This window comes from Dokdonella ginsengisoli, assembly GCF_042652785.1.
In the GTDB taxonomy this organism is placed as follows: domain Bacteria; phylum Pseudomonadota; class Gammaproteobacteria; order Xanthomonadales; family Rhodanobacteraceae; genus Dokdonella_A; species Dokdonella_A ginsengisoli.
The window spans coordinates 1-24,533 of sequence record NZ_JBHSHD010000001.1; the positions used below are offsets into that span (position 1 = coordinate 1).

The window sequence follows — 24,533 nt, forward strand, 5'->3', positions numbered from 1 at the left end:
CCGCCAGCGCGCACGCGCGGCCGCCCGCGGCTTCCGCTCGCCGACGCCGCGCGCCGCGCCGGCGTACGGCGCCAGCAGCGTGCGCAGGCGGCGCAGGTCCGCATCGCCGGCCGCGGCCGGATTCCACAACGGATCGTCGAGGTCATTCATGCCCGAACTCCAGCGCTCGCGCGCGATCCAGACCCAGCGCCGCGCGCAGCTTGGCCATGCCGCGATGCAGGTTGACCCGCACCGATTCCGGCGTGAGCCCGGTCAGCGCGGCGATCTCCGCGCCGCCGAGCCCCTCGACCAGGCGCAGCGCGAGCGTCTCCCGGTACGCCTCCGGCAGCGCGGCCAGCGCATGCAGGACGCGCGCGGCCTCGGCGCGGTCCTCCGGCGAGGCGGCGGTCGAGGCGCGCTCGGGCACTTCCGCCGCCGTCACCTCGGCGGCCGTCGCCGGCGGCATGCGGCGCGCGATCGTCGCGATCCACGGCCCGAACTTGTGCTCCTCCTTCAGCTGCGCCAGGCGCGCGAAGGCGAGCGCGAAGCACTCCTGCGTCAGCTCGTCCGCCAGCGCCGGACGGAAGCGGCCGATCAGGATGCCGTGCACGAGCGGCGCGAAGCGGCGATGCAGCTGCGCGAACGCGGACTGCGAACCGCGCCGCGCCTCGCGCACGGCGCGCGCCACGTCGAAGGCGTTGATCGGGGCGCCGGCCGGTTCGCGCAACACAATTCCTCGTCTCGTGGCCTTGCAGAGGGTGTCACCGCGCGAAGCGTTAACCGCGGCGCGCCCGTTAACGCGACGCGCTCCGCGGCGCTCTTGCGGAAGTCCCCCGTCCGGAGAATCCGTCATGCCCCGCTGGCTCTGCCTTATCCTGCTCTGGCTGGCCTCGTTCGTCCAAGCACAGGGCGGCCTGCCGCGCTGGGATGCGCTGCCGGCCGTCGACGTGCAGCACCTGCAGGGCGCCTACGCCGGCCGCAGCGTCTGCCCGATGTGCCGGCACGGCTACGACGCCGGCCTGCTCGTGCTGCTGCCCTCGGCCACGGCGCCCGCCGACGCGGCGCGCATCGCGCAGGCGTTGCGGCGGTCGACCGCGGCGATCGGCAGCGAACGGTTCCGTGCCTTCCTGATCCTCACCGGCGAGCCGCCAGCACGCGCGCTGCTCGACGCCGTCGCCGGCCCGCAAGCGGGCTGGTACGTGGCACATCTGCCGACGGCGCGACTGCCGGACGCCTCGCGCGACTTCGCCGCGCCGCTGGATGGCTTCGGCCAGGGCTACGTGTTCGCCCAGCGCCGCGTGCTGTGGCGCTTCGATCCGCTGTCCGCGCAGTGGCCGTCGGCGCTCGACGCGCAGGCGCGCTACGCAATGGAGTTCCTGGGCGCGACCTACGCGCAGGCGGCCGGCGGCGACGATCCGGACACGCCACGGGGCCGCCTGTGGACCGCGCCGGAGCGCCTGTCGTCGAACGTGGTGCTGTCACCGGCCGCGGCGGAGGCGAGCCGGCTCTGCTTCGCCGACGCCGCGAAGGCTCCGCGCGCCGATGCCCTGCTCGCGCTGAGCCTGCCGGACTCCGCCTCGCCGCAGCGCGTGCGCTGGGCGCGCAGCGACGGCGACGGCTGCGTCTGGCTGCAGGGGATGCCGGACTCGCCGCGCCTGCACGTCGAGCTGTTCAGTGCGTTGCAGGCGGCGGCCGTGGTCGACGTCGACACGCGCGAACGGTCGTCCGCGCACGCACTCGAGGTGACGCTCGACGACGCCGCGCCGACCGGCGTGAGCGGCCGCGAGCGCATCGTCGGCCTGCCCTGCGAAGGCTGCGAGGCCGTGTTCGACGGCCTGCCGGCGCGGCTCGCCTCGTCCACGCGCCTGGCCCCGCCGGCCGAGCCGGGCGAACCCCTGCGGCTGTCGGGAATCGTGCGCGACGCCGACGGACGCGCGCGGCCCGGCATCGTCGTCTACGCCTACCACACCGATCGCGGCGGCCGCTATCCGGAGGATGCGAACCTGCACGGCGAAGCCGCGCGCCACGGCCGCCTGCGCGGCTGGGTGCGCACCGATGCCGACGGACGCTACGAATTGCGCAGCATCCGCCCCGGCGGCTATCCCGGCGAGTCCGTGCCGCAGCACGTGCACCTGCACGTGATCGAACCGGGGCGCTGCACGTATTACCTCGGCGACGTGCTGTTCGACGACGACCCGCGCCTGACGCCAGTGCTGCGCCAACGCGAGCGCGCCGCGCACGGCGGCAGCGGCATCGTGCGGCCGCAGCGCGACGGCGACGGCTGGCGCGCACAGCGCGACGTGGTGCTCGGGCTCGGCGTGCCGGACTACGCGCGTTGCGCGCAGCCGTTCCCCTGACGCGCGCCGCTAGCCGTGCGCGAACGCCGCCAGCGCCTGCGCGTGCAGCGCCGGCGTGCCGGCCAGCGCGCTGCGCGTGTCGAGGCCGATGGCGCGGCCTTCCAGGTCGGTGAACACGCCGCCGGCCTCGCGCACGATCACCACCAGCGGCGCGATGTCGAGGATGTTGAGGTCGGACTCGACCACCAGGTCGATCGCGCCGCGCGCGAGCAGGTGGTAGTGCAGGAAATCACCGTAGCCGCGGATGCGGCCGACGCGCCGCACCAGATCGGCGTAGGCGCTCCAGCGCGCCGGATCGGCGGCCAGCGATTTGAGGTTGCCGCTCGAGATCGCGCTGCGCGCGTCGAACGCGGCCGCCTCCGAGACGCGCAGCGTGCGCGTTTCGCCGCCGCGGCCGCGCAGGAACGCGCCGCCGCCGCGCACCGCCCAGGCGCGCTCGCCGTACTCGCCGGCGGCCGACACGCCCAGCAGCAGCTCGCCCGCGTGCATCAGCGCGATCTGCGTGGAGAACATCGGATAGCCGCGCACGAAGGCCTTGGTGCCGTCGATCGGATCGATCAGCCACAGCCAGTCGCCCTCGCCTTCGCGACCTTCCTCCTCGCCGTGGAAGGCGTGCTGCGGAAACGCCTCGCGCAGCACGCGCTTGATCGCCGCCTCGGCCTCGCGGTCGGCCTCGGTCACCGGCGTGGCGTCGTCCTTGGTGACGACCGAGAAATCCTGCGCACGATAGCGCGGCCGCGTGATCGCCTCGGCGGCGTCGGCGGCGCGCTGCGCCACCGCCAGGGCCTGCTCGAGGAACGCCGGCGACGCCGCGCTCACGGGAACTTGAACATCTGGCCGTGCACGACGAAGCGGGTCGAACCGTCGGACTGCGGCTCGCCGATGCGGCGCAGCATCTCGGCGAGCTGCGGATCGTCGTTGCGCGCCGACAGCGTGGCCTGCGCGTCGAGCGCGTTGAAGCCGACCTTGAACGTGCCGTCGACGGCGAGGTTGCCGCTGCCGTCGTCGCGCACCTGCCCGCCGATGCTGCCGTCCGGCTGCGAGGAAAACTCGGCCAGCATGTCGGGCAGGCGCGTCTCGCCCTGCGCGGCGACGCCGGCGCCGGTCCAGCGCGCGTTGCCGCTGGCGTCACTGAGCGCAGTGGTGGCGAACTTGGCCTGGCTGACGACGCCGCTGATCGTGCCGAGCAGCTTGGCCTCGCCCAGGTCCAGACTCGAGGCGAGCAGTTCCGCCGGCACGCTGAAGCGCATGTCGTGCACCTGCATCGAGCCGTCGCCGTTGCGCGTCATCGCGCCGGCGGCATCGACGTCGGCGCCCTTGACGCGCACGTCGGCGACGAAGCGGCCCTCCAGCAGCGGCGCCTTCTGCGCGCGCCAGTCGAGCTCGCCCAGGTCGCGCCCGAGCACGCTGATGCCGTCGGCGTGGCCGTCCCACAGCGTGCCGCGCACGCCCGTCAGGGTGACCGGACCGAGGTACTTGGTGCCGTAGCGGATCGCGAAACTGGCGGGCAGCTTCCAGAAGAAAAGGCCGGCGGCGACCAGCCCGACCACGACGAGCAACAGCAGAATCTTGGTGATGCGCATGGTTCTCTTGGGAATTCGTGGCGACAGGACGACGGCGCCCGGCCCGTCATGGTGCATCCTGCAGTGTTACGCGCGCGTTGACGAGGCCGACGCCGTCGGCGCGATCGGCCGAGAAATCGGTGGTCTGGACGCCGTAGCTGCGCGCCAGCGCGTCGATCCACTCGACCAGCGCGTCGAAGTTGGCGTACTCGAAGCTGACGCGCACGCTGCCGGCGCCGGCCGGCTCCACGCGCTTGAGCGCGCTCTCCAGCCCGCCGCTGCGCGCGGTGGCGTCGGCCAGCGCGAGCAGCGAGCGGCCCTGGCGGTCGGCCAGCGAACGCGTGCCGGCGGCGCGCAGGCGTTCGATCTCGGCGGCGCCGCGGCGCACGTAGTCGAGTTCGGCGCGGCTGCGCTCGACCTGCTGGCGCAGCTCGGCGCGGCGCTGCGACAGCGGATGCCAGACCAGCGCCCAGCCGAGCAGCAGCACGGCGAGCGCGCCGCCGGCGAGCAGCGTGCGGCGTTCCTGCGGCGCCATGGCGCGCCAGCGTTCGGCGATCATCGTGCGGCTCCGATGCGGATGCGGCCGTCGATCCCCTCGGGACCGGGATTGGCCGCGGTGACCTCGGCCTGCAGCCCGGCGGCAGCGAGGCGTTCGCGCACGCCGTCGACCGCGGCGACGTCGGGCGCGCGCAGGGCCAGCTCGAAGCCGCCGTTGCGGTATTCCATGCCGCTCGTCTGGATGCGCGTGCTGCTGCCGAGCACCGGCGCGAGACGGCCGAGCAGGGTCAGCAGGCCGCCGGATTCGGCGCCGCCGCGCAGGCGTTCGACGCGGCCGCGCATCAGCTGCTCGGGGCTCATGCGCGCAAGCTGCGCGGCGTCCACGTCGGGAAACGCCTTGCGCAGCGCGTCGGCGGCCTGCGTCTGCAGCTGCGCATCGCTGCGCGAGAGCTGCAGCACTTCCAGGCCGAGATTGGCGACGGCGAGCACCAGCGCGGCGGCTGCGGCGACGGCCGCGATGCGCCAGACGCGCGCGCCGCCGGCGCGCCGGTGGCGCGGCGCGAACTCGCCGTCGAGCAGGTTGATCGGTGCGGCGTTCGCGGCGGCCAGAAAGGCGAGCGGATCGCGCCGGCGTTCGTGATACGCGGCGACCGGTGCCGCCAGTGCCAGCGCCGGCTGCGCACGGAAGTCGTGCACCTCCAGCGGCGCGAGTTCGGCGCGCAGCTGGGCCAGCCAGCCGGGCAGCTCGTCGAGCGCGCAGGCGAAGGCGGACCACGGCTTCAGGCGCACCGTCGCGCGGCCGCCCTCGATCAGCGCCGTGGCGCGATCGTCCGCCAGCGGCAGCGCCAGCGAATCGGGCAGCATGCGGTCCGGCCGGATGCCGGCCTGCTCGAGATGCTGCAGCCATCCGCGCAGGCGTTCCTTCGCCACCACCGCGACGCCGACGCGGCCGCCCTGCACATCCGCGGCGGCGAAGTGCAGATCCTCCACCGGCGCCAGCAGCTGGTCTTCCACCGCGTACGGCAGCGCCTGCAGCAGCTGGGTGCGGTTGCGCGCGCTCAGGCCGACCTCGGTCAGCAGCACGTCCTCGGACGGCACCGCGACGACCACTTCGGCGGCCGCCGCCAGCGCCGACGCCGGCGGCGCGCCGGGACTGGAAGCCGGCTCGCGGACGCCGGCCGCCTGGCGCAGCCAGCTCAGGCCGCCGTCGGCAGCGAGGCGCAGATAGAGACGATCGGGCATGGGAACCGCCGGGAAATTCGTCCGGATTGTAAGGCAGCGCCCGCCGGGATTTCGCTAGCCAATAGACAGCCCGCTACGGCGTTTCGTCGGCCGCGATCGGCGCCGCCGTCACCAGCGCCGTGTCGGCGCCGCGGCTGCGCTGCAGCACGCGCAGGTCGGGCTCGCGCTGGATCAGGCTGTAGAAGGTGTACGGCACCGCGTCGAGCACGATGTCGCTGCGGGCGAGGAAATAGGTGCTGGAGGTGTCGAGCACACCCGTGAGGCCCGGCGTCCTGACGATCCCGGCTTCGTCGAGGAGGACGCCGGGGTCCCCGTATCGTGCCTGACCACCGGCCCACACCTTCTCCGCACTGGCGCGAGTCAATCCGTCGCCCAGGCTCATCAGCACCGGCACGCTCGCGGTGTTGACGTTGAGCTTCGTGCCCGGCGGCAGCGCGCAGACGTACGGCGCCAGCCGGGCATAGACATCGCCGCTCACGCCGCGCACCAGGCGCAGTTCCGAGACGTGGGCGAACAGGCCGCCGCGCGGGCGGTACGGCAGCGCCTGGGCGAGATAGAAGTTCGCTTCCTCGCCGCGCCGCTCGGGGTCGAGCCAGCCTGCGATCGCAGCGCCGACATCGGCCCTCAGGCCGAGCACTTCCAGCAGACGCCGGAAGATCTTGCTCCATTCCTCGCGCGCCAGCGGCGTGTTTTCCGGCGAGAGATTGTTGAGATTGAAGCACCCGTTCTGGTCGCTCATCGTCGCGCCGATGGTGCCGCCGGGAACCGGCTGCGTCGGCAGCGGCATCGCCCAGGGGCTGGCGTTCGTGTCCGTTGCGTCACTCTTCGCTTCGAGCAGCACTTCGGCCGCATAGGCTTCCAGGCCCTGCGCGTAGGCTTCCGCCTGCTCGCCGCGCAGCACGTTGCGCGTGCGCGCCAGCGCGAGCTCGCCGCGGTCGAGCAGGGCGGCGATCAGGATCGTCGCCAGCGCCACCACCAGCAGGGCGACGAGCAGGGCCACGCCGCGCTGCCGGCGCATCGGTGCGGTCATTGGCCACCTCCGACGACCGGCAGCGGCGTGGAAGGCAGCTCGACCAGGCGGCGAATTTCGCCCAGGTCCGGCAGCATGAGGCGGAACTCGACCGCGCGCGGCAGCCGTTCGCGCACAGCGACGGGGGAGCACGCCGTCGGCGCCGACGGCGGCCAGGTGTCGCGCCAGCTGCCTTCGCAGCCGAGGTAGCGCAGGCGCAGTTCGCCGGCGCGCTCGAGCAGGGTCGTCGTCGCCGGCGCCGAACCCGGTGCGCGATCGAGCACGGCGTAGCGGCCGCGGCGCAAGGTTCCGGCGTCGAGCGAATAGGCGACGCGTTCGAGATGGCTGCGCGGTTCGGCGCGCGGATTGGCGTAGCCCAGGCGGGTGAACTCGACCGCGGCCGGCGCGCCGGCCAGCGCGGGCAACGCGTCGCTGCCGCTGTTGCCGAGCACCGGGCGCGACACGGCCTGGCGCAGGTCGCGTTCGAGCGAGGCGACCGCGCGCGTCACCGCGGCGAGGCGATCCTGCCGTTCGGCGAGCGCGGCGCGCGTACGCGCGAGCTGCCCGAGTCCGCCGTAGGCCGCGGCGGCGAGCGCGGCGAACACGGCCAGCGCGACCAGCAGTTCGAGCAGGCTGAAACCGCGCGACGGCTTCACGGCGAAAGGCTCCGGCCGACGAAGCCGCTGAGGGTGGCCGAAGGCTCGTTCGCATCCGCGGCGAACACGCGCACTTCGATGCGCCGGATGCCGGGATTGGGCGTGGACTGCACCTCGCGCGTCCAGCGCCAGTCGCGATCGCCCAGGCGCGTGCGGCCCTCGCTGCGCCCGGTCGACGGGAACGCGGCCAGGCGCGTCTCGGCCAGCGTGTTGGCGGCGACCCAGCCGGCCAGGGTGCGTTCGCGCAGGCCGTCGAAGCTGCGCACCTGCACGGTCGCCGCGCGCGTCAGCGCGAGCAGGGCCAGCGCGACGACGGCCAGCGCGACCAGCACTTCGATGAGCGTGAAGCCGCGCGCGCGGTTCATGGCGCCGCGTCCACGCGCTCGGCCTTCAGCGTGCCGTCCTCCTCGCCCGTCACGCGGTAGCGCACGGCCGCGTCGCCCAGCGTCAGGGTCAGCGTGAACGGCGTCAACTCGCCGGAGGAGAAGCACACCAGCTGCGGCGCCGGCCGCTGCGCGCTGGCCAGCTCGAGCGGGCGGCCGCCGCGGCCGAGTTCCAGCCGCAGCCCTTCGGGCCAGCGTCGTGTACGCAGTTCGCTCTCGCCCGGCTCGTTCCATTGGCTGCCGTCGAGGCGGCGGAACGCGTAGCCGTCCGCGTCGAGCACGGCGCCGATCTCGCGCCCGGACAGTTCAGCCTGGCCGCAGGCATGGGCGAGCAAGGCGCGGAAGCGTTCGGCCTCGTCGGCGAGGCGGCGCTGTGCATTGCCGGCCACGGCCAGGGTCAGCGCGGCGGCGAGCACGCCGACGATCACCACGACGACGAGGAGTTCGATGAGGGTGAAGCCGTGGGAATCGGAAATCGGGAATCGGGAATCGGAAGATCTATCACTCCACCGATTACACGTGGAATGCTTTCCCGCGATTCCCGATTCCCGATTCTCGATTCCCGGCGTCACTCCCAGTTCCCGACGTCGGCCGCCTCGCCTTCGCCGCCGGGCTTGCCGTCGGCGCCGTTGCTGTAGACGTCGATCTCGCCGTGCTGGCCGGGGCGCTGGTACTGGTAGGGCTTGCCCCACGGATCCTTCGGCACGCGGTCGAGATACGGGCCCTTCCAGTTCGGCGCGTCGGGCTGGCCGGACGGCTTGGCGACCAGCGCCTCCAGGCCCTGCTCGCTGCTCGGATAGGCGAAGTTGTCCAGCTTGTAGAGATTGAGCGCGGTCTGGATGCTGGTCACGTCCTGCTTGGCGCGCGTCACGCGCGCCTCGCCGGGGCGCTCCATCACGCGCGGCACGACGATCGCGGCGAGGATGCCGAGGATCACCACCACGACGAGGATTTCGATCAGGGTGAAGCCGCGGGATGCGCGGCGCGGAACGGCGGACTGGGAAAGGCGGCGCATGGCAAGACTTGTGCGGAGGCGAAGGCGGCCCGGATCATATCAGGGCCATGCCCTCCTACTCCGCCGACCTCACCGCACGCGACCTCGCCGTCGTGTGGCACCCGTGCACGCAGATGCACGACCACGAAACCCTGCCGATGCTGCCGATCGCGCGCGCCGAAGGCGCGTGGCTGTACGGCCACGACGGACGCCGCTGGCTCGACGCGGTCAGCTCCTGGTGGACCTGCCTGCTCGGCCACCGCCACCCGCGCATTGTCGAGGCACTGAAGGACCAGCTCGACCGCATCGACCACGTGATGCTGGCCGGCTTCACGCACGAGCCGGCGATCGAGCTGGCCGAGGAACTGGTGCGCATCGCGCCGCGGCCGCAGGCGCACGATGCCTCGCCGCTCACGCGCGTCTTCTACGCCGACAACGGCTCGTCCGCGATCGAGGTCGCGCTGAAGCTGAGCTTCCACTACTGGCGCAACCACGGCCGCGGCGAGCGCACGCGCTTCGTCGCGCTGACCGGCGGCTACCACGGCGAGACCCTGGGCGCGCTGTCGGTCACCGACGTGGCGCTGTACCGCGCGACCTATGCCCCGCTGCTGCTCGAGCCGGTGTTCGCGCCGTCGCCGGACGCCTACGAGCGCGCGCCCGGCGAAAGCGCGGCCGACTGCGCGCAGCGCGCCCTCCACGCGCTGCGCGAAATCCTCCAACGCCAGGCGCACGAACTGTGCGCGGTCATCGTCGAGCCGCTGGTGCAGTGCGCCGGCGGCATGCGCATGCACGATGCGTCGTACCTGACCGGCCTGCGCGCGCTGTGCGACGAGTTCGACGTGCACCTGATCGCCGACGAGATCGCGGTCGGTTTCGGCCGCACCGGCACCCTGTTCGCGTGCGAACAGGGCGGCATTGCACCGGACCTGCTGTGCCTGTCGAAAGGCCTGACCGGCGGCACGCTGCCGCTGTCGGCGGTGTTGACGACCGCCGACGTCTACGCCGCGTTCTACGCCGAGTACGCCTCCGGCAAGGCCTTCCTGCATTCGCACAGCTACACCGGCAACCCGATCGCCTGCCGCGCCGCGCTGGCGACCCTGTCGGTGCTGCGCGAGGAACCCGTGCTCGAACGCAACCGCGCACTGGCCGCGCACCTCGACGCGCGCCTGGCGCCGCTGGCCGGCCATCCGCACGTCGCCGAGGTGCGCCGGACCGGCCTGATCGCGGCGGTCGAACTGGTGCGCGACAAGGCCACGCGCGAGGCGTTCCCCTCGTCCGAGCGCCGCGGCCTGCGCGTCTACCGCCACGGCCTGGAACGCGGCGCCGTGCTGCGCCCGCTCGGCAACGTCGTCTACTTCATGCCGCCGTACTGCATCACGCCGGAGGAGATCGACTTCATGGTCGAAGTGGCGGTGGAGGGAATCGAGCGCGCGGTGGGCTGATTCGCGGCGGCCGGTCTCGATGAAATGAACCCACCGTTCTCGCTTCGCTCCGTCACCGCCACGGCGCAGAAGTCGACGCCGGCGTCATCCGACCATTGCGGCAGCTACGAATCCCCGCCCGCATCCGCCGCGCCCGTTCTGCCGTTCGCCGCCTCGAATCCGTCCGCGAAGATCGTGTCGTCCACCGGCGCGCCGGTGTTGAGGAAGACAACCACCGAAGGCTGCCCTGAGAAACCGACGGCGAGATCCGGCAGGCCATCGCCGTCGACGTCGCCGAATGCGAGCGCGGTGCCGGCGCCTTCGCCGTCGTAGCTCCAGGCCGGCAGCGGGTCGAGCGCGCCGTCGCGGCTGAGGTACAGCCAGACCTTGCCGCGCGAGAAGTCGATCTCGGCGACGTCGGGCAGGCCGTCGCCGTTGACGTCGGCGACCGCCACGCCCTGGTGGTCGGATTCGGTGTTGTCGGCCTGCCAGACCGGCGCGAAGCCGCCGGCGCCGTCGTTCGCGTACAGGGTCAGGCGGGCCTGACCGAGCAGGATGTCGGCATCGCCGTCGCCGTCGAAATCGGCAATCGCCACGCCGCGGTCGCCGTCGGTCGAGCCGGTGCTCCAGAACGGCGTCGCCGCCGGCGCGGTGCCGTCGTTGGCGTAGGCGGCGCTTTCGAAGCCGCTCCACTTCGCCACCGCCAGGTCCGGATCGCCGTCGCCGTCGAGGTCGCCGGCGGCGACCGAGTTCTGCACGGCGGCCTCGGCGGACTGCCAGTCCGGCGTCGCGGCGAAGCCGCCGCCGTCGTTGCGGAACAGGTACAGCGGGCGATGCGGATCGTTGCTGCCGTTGCCCTGGTTGGCGGTGACCAGGTCGAGATCGCCGTCGCCGTCGATGTCGGTCAGCGTCATGCCGACCGCCCAGGCGGCTTGCTGCGACTGCCAGCCGGCCGCGGTCGCCAGTCCCTCGGCCGAGCCGAAGTAGACGACGTTCGGATCGTAGGAAAAGCCGCCGCGCGCGACGACGAGGTCGCGCAGGCCGTCGCCGTCGACGTCGGCGATCGCCACCTCGCTGCTGTGGCTCTGGTCCTCCGACTGCCACGAGGGCTCGCTTTCGAGGGCGCCGCCGACGTTGAAGTAGACGTAGTCGTGCCAGTCCTCGAACGGCGGAAAGCTGTTGCTGCGATACGTGGCGACGGCGAGATCGTCACGGCCGTCGCCGTCGAGGTCGCCGAAGGCGAGCCCGGCGACCTGCAGGCGCAACGCGTTCTGCCAGTCCGGCGTCGCCGCGTACGGCGCGTCGCCGGCCGGCGCATGCGAGGGCGATGCGTGCACGTGCGCGACGACACGACCGTCCGCAGTGACCTGGCGCGAATCGGGGCGCGAGTCGGCGGACGTGAGAGCCGGCGTGCCCGACAGCACGGCGGCGCAAATCAGGGCGGCTTGCAGCATCGAGGCGAACTCCGCGGCGGCGATCGGGTCAGCATAACGCGCGCGGCGCTCCAGGCCCGCCGCGGCTGGCATCGTTGCGTGTGCTTGCGCACAATCCCCCCATCACGGCGCCACGGAGATTCCCATGCGCATCCCCCGCATCTACGTGCCGCAACCGCTGCGCCCCGGCGGCGAAGTGGAGCTGCCGATCCAGGCCGGCGAACACATCGCGCGCGTGCTGCGCCTGGACCGCGGCCATCCGCTGCGCCTGTTCAACGGCGACGGCGGCGAGTACGCCGGCGAACTCGCCTCGCTGGCGAAGCGCTCGGTCACCGCGCGCGTGCTCGACGCCGCCACCGCGCCCGATCGCGAGAGCCCGCTGCGCATCACCCTCGGCCAGGGCATCGCGCGCGGCGAGAAGATGGACTGGATCCTGCAGAAAGCGACCGAACTGGGCGTCGCCTGCATCGTGCCGCTGGTCACCGACCGCACCGAGGTCAAGCTCGACGCCGAGCGCGCCGAACGCCGCCTCGCGCACTGGGAGGCGGTGATCGCCTCGGCCTGCGAGCAATGCGGACGCAACCGCCTGCCGGAACTGGCCGAGCCGATGAAGCTCGCCGACTGGGCCGCCTCGCTCGGCGACGCGGCCGGATTGCGCCTGGCGCTCGATCCGCACGGCGACGTCGGCGCGCGCGATCTGGTCGTCGGCGCGCAGGCCACGCTCGCGGTCGGCCCGGAGGGCGGGCTGTCCGAGCACGACCTGGCCACGCTCGACCAGGCCGGCTTCCGCGGCCTGCGCCTGGGGCCGCGCATCCTGCGCACGGAAACCGCCGGCCTCGCCGCGCTCGCCGCGCTGCAGGCGATCCACGGCGATCTCTGAAGGATCGCCCTCGAGCGCGTCTCAGTCGCCCGCGACGAAGCGCAGGTGCAGCGGCGGCACGTCGAGGACGCGCGCGCGCGGCGCGCCCTTCAGATCGGTTTCGCGCAAGGTCAGCGGGAAGCTCTCGATCTGCGGCTCGTCGCCGAGCTGGCCGCAGTCGTTGCTCCAGGCGATGCGCAGCTCGATCGATTCCCCGCTCGCCTGGGCGACGTAGAACTGCGAGGTCGACGTCGCCGACAGGCGCCGCTCGCAGCGCTTGGCAGTGGCCTCGGCGAGCCGCTCGAACAGCGCCGGCAAGGTCGGCACGGACGCCGCATCGGCGCCGATCAGGTCGACCACTTCGCGCGTCTTGCGCAGCTCCTGCAGCAGCGCGGCCGGCTGGGCGTAGTCCTCGATGCGCACGGGTGCGTCGGAGCCCAGGCGGATCGCGCGGACCGCCTGGTAGCCGCCGTCGCGCAGCGGCGTGGCGCACTCGCCGGGCAGGCGGCGATAGGTGACCTCCAGGCTCAGCGCATCGCCGAGCAGGGACAGCGGCCTGAGGTCGATTTCGATCGCGCACTCGTTGCCCGGCGCGGCCGTGGCCGGCCGGTAGCCGGACGGCAGCAGCGAGCGCGCGTAGGCCTGCGCGGAAAAGGCCGGAGCGCCGTCGTGCGCGGCACTGGCGACGATGTCGCCGTGCTCGGCCTGCACGCTCCAGATCGCGCCGGCGGCACAGGCCGGACCGGCGCACAGGGCCAGCAGCAGCGCGAACGCCGCCGCCGGTGCCGGACTACTTCGCCGCGGGCGGCGTGGTGACGGCTGCGAACGCGTCTGCGTAGTTCTTGAGATGGGTTCCATAGTCCGCAATGCCGCCGCCGTTGTAACGCGTCGCGAATGTATCGTATTTGCCGTCGTTCAACGCGTCCTTCAGCTTGCTGTCGCTGCCGATGTGATCGGTCATCGCCTCGAACTGCTTGATCGGGTTGTCCTTCAGCGCGGTGAACATCGCTTCGGCGCTGGTGTAGCCGGCCGAAGCGTAGTTGAAGCCCATGACCTGTCCCGGCCCCATCGAGATCGACGCCGCCGCGGCCTCGGGGTTGAGGCTGTGCGCGTAGTCGAACGCGTCCCAGTTGATGTCCTGGTCCTGCGGGCCGCCGGTGGGATGGATCGACTTCCAGGTGCCGGCGGTGCCGTCGGCGGCGACCTTGCCCTCGCCGATTTCGTTGAACTTGTGTCCCTTCCAGGTCGTCTTGGCGTCGAACTTGAAGTGCGCGTCGAAGTCGGCCTGCTGCGTGGCATCGATGCGGTCGGCGAACTTGTGCACCTCGAAGCGGATGGTCATGCGCGCGGCCGGGTCGATGTTGCCGCCGGTCTCCTGCGCGATGATGCCGATCACGTCCTTGACGTTGAGGCCGGCCTTGCCGGCGATGCTCTCGATGTCCTTGCCGTGATGGTTGTAGATCTCGGCGACGGTCAGCTGGTTGCCGGCCAGCTTGCTGGTGTCGATCGCGCCGAGCGCGCCGGGGCCGGATTCGACGAAGCCGGCACCGAAGGTCGCCTGGTTGGCGGCGCGCAGGTCGGAGACGGAAACGCCCCAGCGGTCCGCGATCGACTGCAGCGTGTCTCCGGCGACGGCCTGGTACTGGATGCCGAGGCCTTCGGTGGCGGCCGGGATCGCCAGGATCATTCCGGGCTTCACCTCGTCGACCGGCGCGGCGGCCTGCGCGGGCTGCTGCGACGCGTCGAGCGATGCGCGCATCGAATCGGCTAACGAACCGGCATTGCTGCGACTGTCGACCCCCAGGCTCATGGCTGTGCTCCTCGTAACGATGCACGCGACGATAGGCCTGCGGGTCGGCGCGGACAGCTAGGGGAAACCCGTGCGCCGGCGCGTATCGTGAAGCAGCGCTCGAAAATACCGCGGGTGGACGCTCAGTCCGCGACCGAATCGCAGCTGGTTTCCTGGTTCGCGCAGAGGCCGCGGAACCAGGCGCGACGCGGCGTGCGGTCGGCCTCGTCGCGCAGGGCCTGGGTGGCGGGATCGCGGTGTTTCTCCTGCACGAACTCGACCAGCGCCCAAGAACCGGAACATGCCAGCACGCGGGTCAGCGCGGCCATGTCGGTCAGCGCGTCGTCGCCCAGGTCGACGATGCGTTCGCTGGCGGCATCCGCGGCACGATGGCCGTGCGCCGACTGCACCTTGAAGCGCACGAAGCCGCCGCTGATCCAGCCGCTGCCGGCGTAGGTCGGGCGCGCCGCTTCGCCGCTGCGCGAGGGATCGTCGCGCGCGCCTTCGATGCGCAGCCATCCGTTGCGCGAGGCGGTGATGCGGAACAGGATGCCGAAGTCGGCTCGGTCCTCGCCGACGCTCAGCGGCGGCAGCGTGCCGAGCACGCGCGCCTGCGCCGACGGTGCGGCGCGCACGTTGAGTCCGCGCGGATCGCGGTCGACGGCCCAGCCTTCGAGCGAGCAGGAAGTCTGCACGGCGGGAACCTCGACCTCGCCGCCGCGCGCGGCCGTCGCGGTCGCGGCAGCGACGACGAGGGCGGCGGCGGCGAACGGGGCGACCGCACGCGCGGCCGCTCCGCGGCTACTGCGTGGTGGTGAGCACGTACTGCCAGCGCGTCTGCGAGGCATCGGCCTTCACCGCGCTCCGGAACGAACCGAAGTCGTCCGGATGCAGGGTCGTGCAACCGGCCGAATCGGTATTCGTGCGGCTGCCGGAGTGGATCTTGAAGGTGTTGTTGAGGTCGACCACGCCGTTGACGTCGTCGGCGTTGAACAGGCCGTCGTGGTTCGCGTCGCGCTCGACGCGGCCGGCGCCGTCGGCGACCGCCGCAGCGGACGGACGCAGCGAGAACGAGGTACCGGCGGAACGCGGATTGGCATGCGTGGTCTCGATCAGCTCGGTCGTGCCCTGCGCGAGTCTACCCAATTCCGGAACGCCGTCGCCGGTGATGTCGTCGCCTTCCGAACGGCGGAAGGTGACGTCCGGGTTCGCGCTCTGGTTGCCGTCGTACTGCGCGGTCGGCTCGGTCGAGGTGCGGTTGAATTCCTGCACGTGCACGGTACCGTCGGTGTCGCGCGCCAGCACGACCAGACGGTCGTCGTACACGCCCTGTCCCTTGTTGGCGAGCGTATTGGTCTCGTTGCGCAGGCCGAGGATGACGCGGTCGCCCGCTTCCAGCGCATCGTGCGAGGCCTGCGTGCCGCGCGTTTCGACGATGCTCGAATAGACGTCGTATTTCTGCTGGTCGCTGAGATTGGCGGTATCGGGCATCGACGGCGGATGGCTGCCGGCCTCGTTGATGCGGCGGATCGTGCTGCCGATCTCGGCCGGCGAGGCGTACATCGACTGCAGGCCCAGCGACGGCGACGGATCGAGCGAACCCTGCAGGCGCGTACTGACCATGCGGTCGAGCGCGTCCTGCACCGCCTGCGGCTGGCCCTGGCGCGCGGCGTCGAGCGCGACCACCGCCTCGCCGGAGCGGCCGGCGCGGAACAGGTCGGCGACGTTGCCCGCGACGGTGGCGTTGTCGGCCGGGATCGGCGTGCTGGATGCCGCCGGCGCGCTCGCGTTGCCGATGCCGCGAAGTCCCGTGTCGAGCGTGAGCGAAGTCATGGCCGCGTCCTCCTGTCGAATCGGAGTCAGCCTAGTTCACCTCGCCGCGACGGCCATCTGGGACAAACCCGAGGCTACGCGGCCGGTTTGTCCAAGCCCGTCACATCCCGCGCAACGCAAGGCCCGGCGGCCTGCGACGCTCGTCGCCAAGGCGCGTTCTCGATGCGGCGCGTCACGCCTTCGCGCCGCCGCCGCACTACAATCCATCCGTCCGATGGCGCTCGACCGGAACGCATCGACGCGATGCCGCCGAGTCGTTTCGCGGACGGCGGCGAAAGCCATCGGAATGCGCATGCAGCCGCCGACACAGCTTCGGAGGCCCGCCATGTTCACGCACATCCTTCTTCCCACCGACGGTTCGGAACTGTCCCTGCGCGCCGTCGACATCGGCATCGAACTGGCCGCGCGCTACGGCGCGCAGGTCCACGCCATCCATGTGCTGCATCCCTTCCAGGGCGTGGTGCAGACCATGCACGCGGCGCCGCTCGCGATCGAAGCGGAGGACGGCAGCGCCGCCACGCGCGCCGGGCAGCTGCTGGCCGAAGTGCAGCGCCGCGCGGAAGCGGCCGGCGTCGCCTGCGACGGCAAGTACGTGTCCGATCCGCGTCCCTACGTCGCGATCGTCAGCGCAGCCAGACAATGGCATTGCGACCTGATCGTGATGGGCTCGCACGGCCGCAGCGGACTGGCGCGCCTGCTGGCCGGCAGCGAGACGCAGAAAGTGACGACGAACTGCAGCGTGCCGGTACTGGTCTGCCACTGAGCCGCGCGGAAGGCGGCGCGGGCGCTCAGGCCGGGCGCGGCAGGCGCCCGCGCACGCTGTCGGCGTCGATCCGCCGCGTGTCGGCGATCAGCTCGCGCGCGGCGTCGACCTGGCCCCATACGTTCCACAGCAGCACGCCGCGCACGCGGCCGTCGTCGAGGTAGTAGACCACGCCTTCGCGGTACGGCTGCGTCCATTGCTCGACCACGTCGAGGCGGTCGTCGAGCAGGCCGACCGCTTCGTAGCCGAGGTCGAAAAGATCCGAATAGAAGAACGGCAGCGTGACGTAGTCCTCGTCCGCGCCGGCCATCACGCGGCCGGCGTGGTGGCCCATGCCGATCGCCGCGTTCTCGTGCTCGACGCGCAGGCGCATGCCCAGCGGCGCGCACGGGAAATTGGCGACGTCGCCGGCGGCGAACACGTCCGGATCGCTCGTGCGCAGCCGCGCGTCGACGACGATGCCGTTGTCGACCGCCAGGCCCGCGGCTTCCGCCAGCTCGACGTTCGGCGTCACGCCGAGGCCGGCGACCACCGCGTCGTAGCGTGCGCGGCTGCCGTCCGACAGCACGAGTTCGACGCCGTCGCCGTCGTCGCGACCGCCGCTCACGCGCACGCCCGCGCGCAGGGTCACGCCGCGTTCGCGGTAGTAGCGGTCGAGGAAGTCCGACAGCGCCGGCGGATAGCGTCCGGCGCCGATGCCTTCGCCGGGAAACAGCATCGTCACTTCGCAGCCCTTCGTCGCCAGCGAGGCGGCGATCTCGCTGCCGATGAAGCCGGCGCCGACGACGGCGATCTTCGCGCCCGGCACGGCGTGGCGACGCAGCGCGAGATAGTCGTCGAGCGTACGGAAGTGGATCACGTGCTCGCCGCCGAACGGCAGGCGCCGCGGCGACGCGCCGGTGGCGAGCAGCAGGCGGCGATAGGCGTAGACGTCCCCGGCGTCGTCGATCGCGCGATGCGCGGCGCGATCCAGCTCGACGATGCGCCGTCCCAGATGCAGCGCGGCGCCGCTTTTTTCGGTGCCGAGGTCGACCGAATCGCTCGGCCTGTCGTCCTTCCACAGCGCCTTCGACAGCGGCGGGCGCTCGTACGGTGCGCGCGGCTCGTCGCCGACCAGGCCGATGCGCGCGCCCGCGTCGGCCTCGCGGATCGCCTTCGCCGCCGCGTCGGCGGTCATGCCGGCGCCGACGATGAGGTAGTCGTAGTCGTGCTGCATGGCCGCGTCTCCGAACCGGTGAGTCTCGGCGGAGTATGCGCGATCCGGCGCGCTCCCGATTCGACGTTCACACGTTGGAAGGCCACCGGCGTGAAATCCCCATTCCCGCAAGCGGGAGAAGGGAAAGCACAGAGGTTCCCGCTTTCGATAGATCGGATTTCACCTCTCCCGCTCGCGGGAGAGGTCGCGCCGCAGGCGCGGGTGAGGGCTTTCGAAGTGAAGCACCTCACTCCGACTCCCCTCATCCGGCCCTTCGGCCACCCTCCGGCCGCCGGAAGGCGGCCGTCGATCCCGCGACGGGAGAAGGGAAAGCACTATCCTGGCGCGCGCCCGCGAACATCCAACGGGAGCTGCCTTCGAGGCAGAAAAAACTCGCCATCCCCGAGGGAGGAGAATGGCGAGTAGAGCGAGGCCGCTCCGATGTCGAAAGTCCGCTACGGCGTGACGTTGAGCCGGATCGGGATCAGCGTCATCGGCCTGGCCGGATCGTTGCTCGCCACGCACAGCTGGCCGACGTGTTCGCCGGCGGGCAGGCCGGACGCGTCGATCGCCAGGTCCACGTTCTGCGTCGCGCCGGCGCCGACCGCGCCGGACGTCGCCGCCGGCGTGGCCCAGCTCGGCGTGCACTGGCGGTCGGCGGTGCCGATCATGGCCGCGTCGTAGTGGCCGTCCCAGCTCGCGCTGATGCCTTCCCAAGCCGCGTTGGCCGGATCGCCGCCGAACTCCGGATCGTTGTTGTAGGCCTGGCCCATGCCGTTGGCCTGCACGCCCATCAGGAAGCGGAACCACATCACGCCGACGCCGTTGACGGTGTGCGAATCGAACACCGGATAGGCGACCAGCCAGTACTTGCCGGCGCCGAGGTCCAGCGAGGTGCCGGCCTGGGCGAGATCCACGTCGAGCGCGTTCGCCGACAGGTCTACGCCGGGCGAACCGACCGGAAGGTTCAGCGTCCACAGCGGCGCGGTGCCGTCGCCCGGATGGCCCAGCGGCTTGCCGCCGTCGTCGGCGTAGATCGACCAGGTGATGCTGCTGGCGTACATGTCGACGGTGTCGCCGAAGTTGGCGAACAGGAAGCCCGGCACCGACAGCTTGCGGAACGTGGTCGGCTGGTCGAGCACGATGTCGTCGCCGACGAAGGCGCCGCTGTTGACGTCGGCGTAGAGCGAGCTGACCAGGCCGTCGCGCGTGTCCGGCGCCTGGTTCACCACCGGCACCGGGTTGACGCCGGCGAGCAGGTTCCAGGTCAGCCCGGCGTTGCCGAGGTTGCGCACGTTGAACGTCGCCGTGGTGCTGCCGCCGGCGGCGACCTCGACGTCGAAGCGCGCCGGCGTCAGCTCGAGCTTGAACGGATCGACGAACACCGCCGCCGGCAGGTGCAGCGCCGCGCTGCCGTCGTCGGCGGCGAGGCCGATCTCGCCGAACGCGTACGCGCCCTGGTCGCGACCCTCGACGTCCAGCTCGAAGCGGACGTCGGCGCTCGCGCCCGGTTCGAGGGTCAGCGTGGCCGGCGTGGCCGTGCCGTCGATGCCGGCGACGGTGACGTTCCAGCTGCGCGTCGCGGTGCCGGCGTTGCGGAAGGTCCGCGTGAACGTGCAGCTGCCCACGCAGCTGTCGCTGCCCAGGCTCGGCACGTTGAGGCTGGCCGGATCGCCGCCGCGCGCGGGATCGGCGCGCAGGTAGCGGTAGCTCGTCTCGTTCATGACCAGCCCGGAGCCGATCGCGGCGTCGGCGCGCACGCGGCCCGCGCCCGTCTCGAACGCGGTCGACGGCGTGGCGGCCGGCAGGGTGACGAGACCGTCGTTCTTGCTGGTCAGCATCAGCGCCGACTTGACCTCGGCCGGTGTCCAGTCCGGGTGCGCCTTGCGCACCAGCGCGGCGGCGCCGGCGATGTGCGGCGAGGCCATCGAGGTGCCGCTGATCACGCCGAACGAGTTCGCCTCGCCGGCATACGCGGCGAGAATGTTCGAACCCGGCGCGGCGATGTCCGGCTTGAGCAGCGAGAACGCGGTCGGGCCGCGCGAGCTGAAGTTCGCGATCTGGTCCGGCTGCGCGGCGGTCGCTTCGGACGGGTAGTCCAGCCGCACGTCGGCGCTGTTGGTGTTGGCGTAGAACGCGGCGATCGACTCGGCCTGCGCCAGCGTCACCACCGCGACCGGGATGGTCGCGCCGTCCACGCCTGGATTGATGTCGCCGGCCACGTTGTTGAACATCACCACGGCGGCGGCGCCGCCCGCTTCGGCGTTCTGCACCTTGGCGATGAAGGTGCAGGTGCCGCGGCGGATCAGCACGATCTTGCCGGTGTAGCTGCCGGCGGCGGCCGGCGCGCACTGCAGCGGATCGGCGGCGTTGTAGGCGAGCGGTCCGGCGACCGGCGCGGTCAGCGGGATGGCCGAGGTCGGGATCGTCATCGGAATCGCCTCGAGCGCAGGCGGCACCGGCGCCGGGCCGGTCACGCGCAGCATGTTCACGAACGCGCCGCGGCCGTGCGTGCTGGCGGCGACGGTCGCCGCCCACGGCTCGGCGTGGCCGGTCGTGCCGGCCGACGGACCGCTGTTGCCGGCCGAGGCGGCGACGAAGATGCCGGCGTCGACGGCATCGAGGAAGGCCTGCGAGGGTTCCTCGTTCCAGGGATCCTCGCCGCCGGCGATCGAGTAGTTGAGCACGTCGACGATGCCGTCGGCGACGGCCTGGTTCACCGCCGCGACCAGCGACGGGTACAGGCAGCTGCCGCGGCCGTCGCCGGTGGTGTAGCAGGCGTTGTAGACGATCAGGTTGGCGCGCGGCGCCACGCCGGTGATCGGCAGCTTCGGACCGCCCGGCACCTGCGCCACGACCGGATTGCCGGCCACCGTCGAGGCGGTGTGCGAACCGTGGCCGTTCTCGTCGACCGGGCCGGGGCCGTTGGTCGCGCCCGGATCGTCGACGAGGACGTCGGGCATGAACTCGCTGACGAAGTCGTAGGCGCCGATGACCTTGTCGTTGCACTGCGGCGTCCAGTCCGGGCTCGGCAGCGGGCCGCACAGGCCCAGATAGTGGCCCGCGCCGAGCGGATTGACGTGCTGGTAGTCGCCGCTCGCCGCGGCGAACGACGGATTGGCGAAGTTGAGGCCGGTGTCGACGATGCCGGCGACGATGCCCTCGCCGTGGTTGGGCTGCGTCGCCGGGCCGTCGAAACCGTCGCCGAAGACGCGGTCGGTGACGCCGTCGAGCGTGCCGTTCCATACGTTCGGCGCGCCGATCAGCTGCGGGCCGCGGTCGGTGGAGACCGGCACGCTGCGCGCCGGGCGCACGGCGGCGACGCCGGGCAGCGTCGCCAGCTTCCTGGCTTCCGCGGCGGTCACGCGCACGACCATGCCGTTGTAGGCGTGGCGGAACTCGAACGGCGAGCCGACCGAGGCCAGGCTGCGGCCGAGCGCGACCGAAGCCTGCTGCAGGAAGGCCTGCTGCGCGGCATGCAGTCCGTCGAGGTAGGCCACCGAGGCGGCGGCGTGCACGTCCAGCCGCTTGCCGGCGCTCGCGCCCGCCAGCTGGCCTTCGCGCGCCGCGGCGACCAGCGAAGGCGCCTCGAAGCGGATCAGGTACGGCGTCGCGCGGCCGTCCACGGCGCGCAGCACGCGCGCGGAGTCGCCGGCCCTCCCCTGCGTCATCGATTGGGCGAAGGCGGCGACCGGCACGGTGGCCAGGGCGATGGCGGCGACGAGCGGCAGCCGGCGGAGCGGCAGGGAGAACGGCAACGGCATGAATGACCTCGCGATGGAAAACCCGAATCCGAAAGCCCCCGCTCCGGCCAGCGCCCGCGACGTGCCTGAGCCGTACCTCTCCCGCATGCGGGAGAGGTCGCGCCGCAGGCGCGGGTGAGGGATGCCCGCGAAGGTTCCCCTCATCCGCTTCGGCCTCTTCTCCCGTACAGGAGAAGCAACGCCGCCGAATCCTCGCTTCGTCCGTGGACGCCCCAGAGCGTGGAGCTTGCGCGCGCAGCCGACGTGGACGACGGCTGCGCACTCCTCGCGATCATCGGCGATCACCGCCACCGGCACGAGTCCGCGCCATTCCCGAGTCATGCCCGTTCCATACCCGCGGCCCGCCCGCCGCGCGCCGGAGCGGCTCAGTGCAGGGAAACCACCGGTTCGGCGCGGCCGATCGGCGCCGGTGCGCCGGGTTCGCGCTGCAGGTCGGCGGCGATGCGCCGCTCGCCCGCCAGCGCACGCGCCCTGGCCAGGCTGGTGTCCCAGGCCTCGCGCTGGCCGAGCGCGTGGTAGAGGTGCACCTGCAGCAGGGCGCAGTCGAAGTCGCGGTCGGCCCAGCGCGCGAGCTGGCCGGCCGCTTCGGCCGCGCGCGGCAGGTCTCCGGCGGCGATCAGCACGCGCGCGCCGGCGATCGTGGCGGTGGCGATGTCCTTCGGCACGCCGGCCTGTTCGGCGATGCGGCGCGCGTCGAGGAAGGCCGGCTCGGCGGCGAGGCTGCCGTCGCGCGCGGCGAGCAGCTCGCCCTGCGCCAGCCGGGCCAGCGCCAGCACGCTGACGCGCCCGGCCGCGCCGGCCCAGTCGGCGAAGCGCGCGCCCTCCTGCGTCGCGGCGGCCTGCTCGTTGCGGCGCAGCAGGGACAGCACCAGCACGCGCCAGGCCTCGGCCCGCGCGTGCGCGAACTCGGCGCCGTCGAGCGCGGCGATCGCCTGCCGCGCCAAGGCCGCCGCGGTCGCCGTCTCGCCGGCGGCGAGGTCGATCGCGGCCTGCTGCGCGCGGGCCTCGCCGAGCACGCTCGCCTCGCGTTCCGGATCGGCGTCCTGCAGCAGGTCGGCCAGCAGCGCGCGCGCCTCGGCGATGCGCCCGACCGCGGCCAGCGCGCGCGCGCGGATCACCAGGAACACGCGCCGCTCGATCGGGTTCCGGATCCGCTCCATGCGCGCCATCATGCGTTCGCTCGCCGCCAGCGCGGCGGCCGGCTGCAGCAGGGCGAGCCGCGCGTCGACCTCGTTGCCGAGCGTGTTGACCAGGTCGGTCGGCGCATCCAGCCGCTCGAAGCGCTGCGCGGCGCGCTCGAACAGCGGCAGCGCATCGCCCGGGCGGTCGCGCATCGTCGCCACCGCGCCTTCGTTGATGTCGACGCGCGCGGCCGCGTGCGCGTCGCCGGACAGCTCGAACGCGATGCGCGCCCGCGCGAAGTCGCGCCCGGCCTCGTCGTACTCGGCGCGCATCGCATGCGCAATGCCGCGCCCGGTCAGCGCGTGGCCGAGCGATTCGGGCTCGTTCTGGCGATCGAGCAGCGCGATCGCCTCGTCCAGCGGCGGCAGCGCGACTTCGGCGCGGTTCTGCTTCAGCGCGATCGCGCCGAGCCCGGTCAGCGCGCGGGCGCGCAGCGCCGGTTCCGTCTCGACCGGCAGCGCCGGCAGCAGGCGTTCCAGCCGCTCGCGCGCGGCATCGGAGACGCCGAGGCGGTAGTCGATCTCGGACAGGCGCAGCTGCAGCTCCGGCGCGGCCTGATCCGCCGCGCTCGCCGCCGCGATCGCGCGGCGCGCGGCGTCGAAGTCGTTGGTGAGCAGGGCCGCGTCGACGCGCTGCGAGACTTCCGCCAGCGACAGCGCGAGCGCCATGCGTTCCTCCGGCACCTCGCGCCCGAGCAGGCGCAGCAGCCGGTCGGCGGTCTCGCGGCCGACGCTGACCGCATCGGCGGCGCGCGCCTCGACCTCGCGTTCGCGGCCGTCGGCCTCGCGCAGCACGGCGCTGACGATCCAGTCCTTGCCGCTGCGCCGCGCCGAAGCGGCGACCAGCGTGCCGGCGCCGGTGGCCTCGCGCAGGACGCGCGCGGCGTCGTCGGCCGGCGCCTGGCCGGATACGCGCACCACCACGTCGCTGGGCACCACGGCGAGCCCGTCGGCGCGCAGCCGCTGCGCGATCAGGTCCATCAGGCCGAGGCGCAGCCAGGCATCCTCGGCACGGCCGGTGATCTCGACCGGCACCACGGCGAGGCGCTCGTCGCGGGCGACGGCGGCCGTCGCTGCGGAACCCGGCACCGACGAATTCGATCGGTAAAGCCAGCCGCCGAGCACCGCGCATGCGACCAGCGCAAGCGCACCGATCGCGACCGGCATCCGCCGCACGCGGCGCGCCGGCGCCGATGACGACGGCGGAACCGACGGCGAAGGCGCGGCTGGCACCGGCGGCACGGCCGTCGCGGCCACCGGCACGACCGGCGCCGCGTCGGCCTCGCTCTCCTCCACGCGCACCGGCGCGATCCAGTGGAAGCCGAAGCGCGGCACGGTGAGGATCACGTCCTGCTGCGCGCCGTTGTCGCCGACCGCGCGGCGCGCCTTGACCAGGGTCTTGCCGACCAGGCTCTCGGTGACGCTGGTGCGGCCCCACACCGCCGAGACCAGCTCGTCGCGGCCGACGGCGCGGTCGCGGTGCTCGAGCAGGTAGGCGATGCAGTCGAACACCGACGGCGACAGCGGCACGCGCGTTCCGGCCTGGCACAGTTCGCGCGCGGCGACGTCCACCGTGCAGTCGCCGAAATGATAGAGCCGCCGGATCATCGCCCTC

General features: G+C 72.6%; 22 protein-coding genes. 4 read left to right on the forward strand and 18 right to left on the reverse strand.

Annotated elements, in window-relative coordinates; all coding sequences use genetic code 11:
* Positions 1–142: 142 nt before the first annotated feature.
* Positions 143–706, reverse strand: coding sequence for an RNA polymerase sigma factor (locus ACFO6Q_RS00005; RefSeq protein WP_380018412.1), 564 nt, complete (start codon positions 704–706; stop codon positions 143–145).
* A 124-nt stretch (positions 707–830) separates the two neighbouring features.
* Between ACFO6Q_RS00005 and ACFO6Q_RS00010 the strand changes: the two genes are divergently transcribed.
* Entirely contained in the window at positions 831–2,336 is a 1,506-nt protein-coding gene (locus tag ACFO6Q_RS00010) for a dioxygenase family protein (protein ID WP_380018413.1), read from the forward strand.
* 9 nt (positions 2,337–2,345) lie between these two features.
* Here ACFO6Q_RS00010 and ACFO6Q_RS00015 read toward each other — a convergent pair whose 3' ends face one another.
* The 9 genes from ACFO6Q_RS00015 to gspG all read right to left on the reverse strand — a co-directional run bounded on the left by ACFO6Q_RS00015 (position 2,346) and on the right by gspG (position 8,701).
* Positions 2,346–3,155, reverse strand: coding sequence for an inositol monophosphatase family protein (locus tag ACFO6Q_RS00015; RefSeq protein ID WP_380018414.1), 810 nt, complete (start codon positions 3,153–3,155; stop codon positions 2,346–2,348).
* On the reverse strand, positions 3,152–3,919 hold the full coding sequence (locus ACFO6Q_RS00020; RefSeq protein WP_380018415.1) for a type II secretion system protein N: 768 nt from the start codon (positions 3,917–3,919) through the stop codon (positions 3,152–3,154). The genes ACFO6Q_RS00015 and ACFO6Q_RS00020 overlap by 4 nt, the downstream gene beginning before the upstream one ends.
* A gap of 46 nt (positions 3,920–3,965) precedes the next feature.
* Entirely contained in the window at positions 3,966–4,457 is a 492-nt protein-coding gene (gene gspM, locus ACFO6Q_RS00025; RefSeq protein ID WP_380018416.1) for a type II secretion system protein GspM, read from the reverse strand.
* Positions 4,454–5,638, reverse strand: a complete 1,185-nt coding sequence (gene gspL / locus ACFO6Q_RS00030; protein WP_380018417.1) for a type II secretion system protein GspL — start codon at positions 5,636–5,638, stop codon at positions 4,454–4,456. Before gspL ends, gspM begins: the two co-directional genes overlap by 4 nt.
* Before the next feature lie 73 nt (positions 5,639–5,711).
* Positions 5,712–6,668: a type II secretion system minor pseudopilin GspK gene (gene gspK, locus ACFO6Q_RS00035; protein WP_380018418.1), complete on the reverse strand. Its 957-nt coding sequence runs from the start codon at positions 6,666–6,668 to the stop codon at positions 5,712–5,714.
* Positions 6,665–7,303, reverse strand: coding sequence for a type II secretion system minor pseudopilin GspJ (gene gspJ, locus ACFO6Q_RS00040; RefSeq protein ID WP_380018419.1), 639 nt, complete (start codon positions 7,301–7,303; stop codon positions 6,665–6,667). Before gspJ ends, gspK begins: the two co-directional genes overlap by 4 nt.
* A complete protein-coding gene (gspI, locus tag ACFO6Q_RS00045; RefSeq protein ID WP_380018420.1) occupies positions 7,300–7,668 on the reverse strand; it encodes a type II secretion system minor pseudopilin GspI in 369 nt (122 codons plus the stop codon). The genes gspJ and gspI overlap by 4 nt, the downstream gene beginning before the upstream one ends.
* On the reverse strand, positions 7,665–8,258 hold the full coding sequence (gene gspH / locus ACFO6Q_RS00050) for a type II secretion system minor pseudopilin GspH (protein WP_380018421.1): 594 nt from the start codon (positions 8,256–8,258) through the stop codon (positions 7,665–7,667). Before gspH ends, gspI begins: the two co-directional genes overlap by 4 nt.
* The gene (gene gspG / locus ACFO6Q_RS00055) at positions 8,255–8,701 is read right to left on the reverse strand and encodes a type II secretion system major pseudopilin GspG (protein ID WP_380018422.1); all 447 of its coding nucleotides are present in this window, start codon (positions 8,699–8,701) and stop codon (positions 8,255–8,257) included. The genes gspH and gspG overlap by 4 nt, the downstream gene beginning before the upstream one ends.
* Before the next feature lie 47 nt (positions 8,702–8,748).
* On the opposite strand from gspG, the gene ACFO6Q_RS00060 reads away from it, so the two are divergent.
* Complete coding sequence (locus ACFO6Q_RS00060) at positions 8,749–10,122, forward strand: adenosylmethionine--8-amino-7-oxononanoate transaminase (RefSeq protein ID WP_380018423.1); 1,374 nt, start codon at positions 8,749–8,751, stop codon at positions 10,120–10,122.
* Positions 10,123–10,226: 104 nt separating this feature from the next.
* Here ACFO6Q_RS00060 and ACFO6Q_RS00065 read toward each other — a convergent pair whose 3' ends face one another.
* A complete protein-coding gene (locus ACFO6Q_RS00065; protein ID WP_380018424.1) occupies positions 10,227–11,555 on the reverse strand; it encodes an FG-GAP repeat domain-containing protein in 1,329 nt (442 codons plus the stop codon).
* Positions 11,556–11,679: 124 nt separating this feature from the next.
* Between ACFO6Q_RS00065 and ACFO6Q_RS00070 the strand changes: the two genes are divergently transcribed.
* The gene (locus tag ACFO6Q_RS00070; RefSeq protein WP_380018425.1) at positions 11,680–12,414 is read left to right on the forward strand and encodes a 16S rRNA (uracil(1498)-N(3))-methyltransferase; all 735 of its coding nucleotides are present in this window, start codon (positions 11,680–11,682) and stop codon (positions 12,412–12,414) included.
* 21 nt (positions 12,415–12,435) lie between these two features.
* Here ACFO6Q_RS00070 and ACFO6Q_RS00075 read toward each other — a convergent pair whose 3' ends face one another.
* The 4 genes from ACFO6Q_RS00075 to ACFO6Q_RS00090 all read right to left on the reverse strand — a co-directional run bounded on the left by ACFO6Q_RS00075 (position 12,436) and on the right by ACFO6Q_RS00090 (position 16,015).
* Positions 12,436–13,251, reverse strand: a complete 816-nt coding sequence (locus tag ACFO6Q_RS00075; RefSeq protein ID WP_380018426.1) for a hypothetical protein — start codon at positions 13,249–13,251, stop codon at positions 12,436–12,438.
* Positions 13,184–14,203 (reverse strand): N-acetylmuramidase domain-containing protein, encoded by a 1,020-nt coding sequence (locus ACFO6Q_RS00080; protein ID WP_380018427.1) that lies wholly within the window; start codon positions 14,201–14,203, stop codon positions 13,184–13,186. Before ACFO6Q_RS00080 ends, ACFO6Q_RS00075 begins: the two co-directional genes overlap by 68 nt.
* Before the next feature lie 122 nt (positions 14,204–14,325).
* Positions 14,326–14,877: an SH3 domain-containing protein gene (locus ACFO6Q_RS00085; protein WP_380018428.1), complete on the reverse strand. Its 552-nt coding sequence runs from the start codon at positions 14,875–14,877 to the stop codon at positions 14,326–14,328.
* Between the two features lie 106 nt (positions 14,878–14,983).
* Positions 14,984–16,015, reverse strand: a complete 1,032-nt coding sequence (locus ACFO6Q_RS00090) for a hypothetical protein (protein WP_380018429.1) — start codon at positions 16,013–16,015, stop codon at positions 14,984–14,986.
* 325 nt (positions 16,016–16,340) lie between these two features.
* On the opposite strand from ACFO6Q_RS00090, the gene ACFO6Q_RS00095 reads away from it, so the two are divergent.
* The gene (locus ACFO6Q_RS00095; protein WP_380018430.1) at positions 16,341–16,778 is read left to right on the forward strand and encodes a universal stress protein; all 438 of its coding nucleotides are present in this window, start codon (positions 16,341–16,343) and stop codon (positions 16,776–16,778) included.
* A gap of 25 nt (positions 16,779–16,803) precedes the next feature.
* On the opposite strand, the gene ACFO6Q_RS00100 is transcribed toward ACFO6Q_RS00095, so the two are convergent.
* The 3 genes from ACFO6Q_RS00100 to ACFO6Q_RS00110 all read right to left on the reverse strand — a co-directional run bounded on the left by ACFO6Q_RS00100 (position 16,804) and on the right by ACFO6Q_RS00110 (position 24,526).
* Positions 16,804–17,994: an NAD(P)/FAD-dependent oxidoreductase gene (locus ACFO6Q_RS00100; protein ID WP_380018431.1), complete on the reverse strand. Its 1,191-nt coding sequence runs from the start codon at positions 17,992–17,994 to the stop codon at positions 16,804–16,806.
* Positions 17,995–18,428: 434 nt separating this feature from the next.
* Entirely contained in the window at positions 18,429–21,737 is a 3,309-nt protein-coding gene (locus ACFO6Q_RS00105; RefSeq protein WP_380018432.1) for a S8 family serine peptidase, read from the reverse strand.
* 365 nt (positions 21,738–22,102) lie between these two features.
* The gene (locus ACFO6Q_RS00110; RefSeq protein ID WP_380018433.1) at positions 22,103–24,526 is read right to left on the reverse strand and encodes a winged helix-turn-helix domain-containing protein; all 2,424 of its coding nucleotides are present in this window, start codon (positions 24,524–24,526) and stop codon (positions 22,103–22,105) included.
* Between the last annotated feature and the right edge of the window lie 7 nt (positions 24,527–24,533).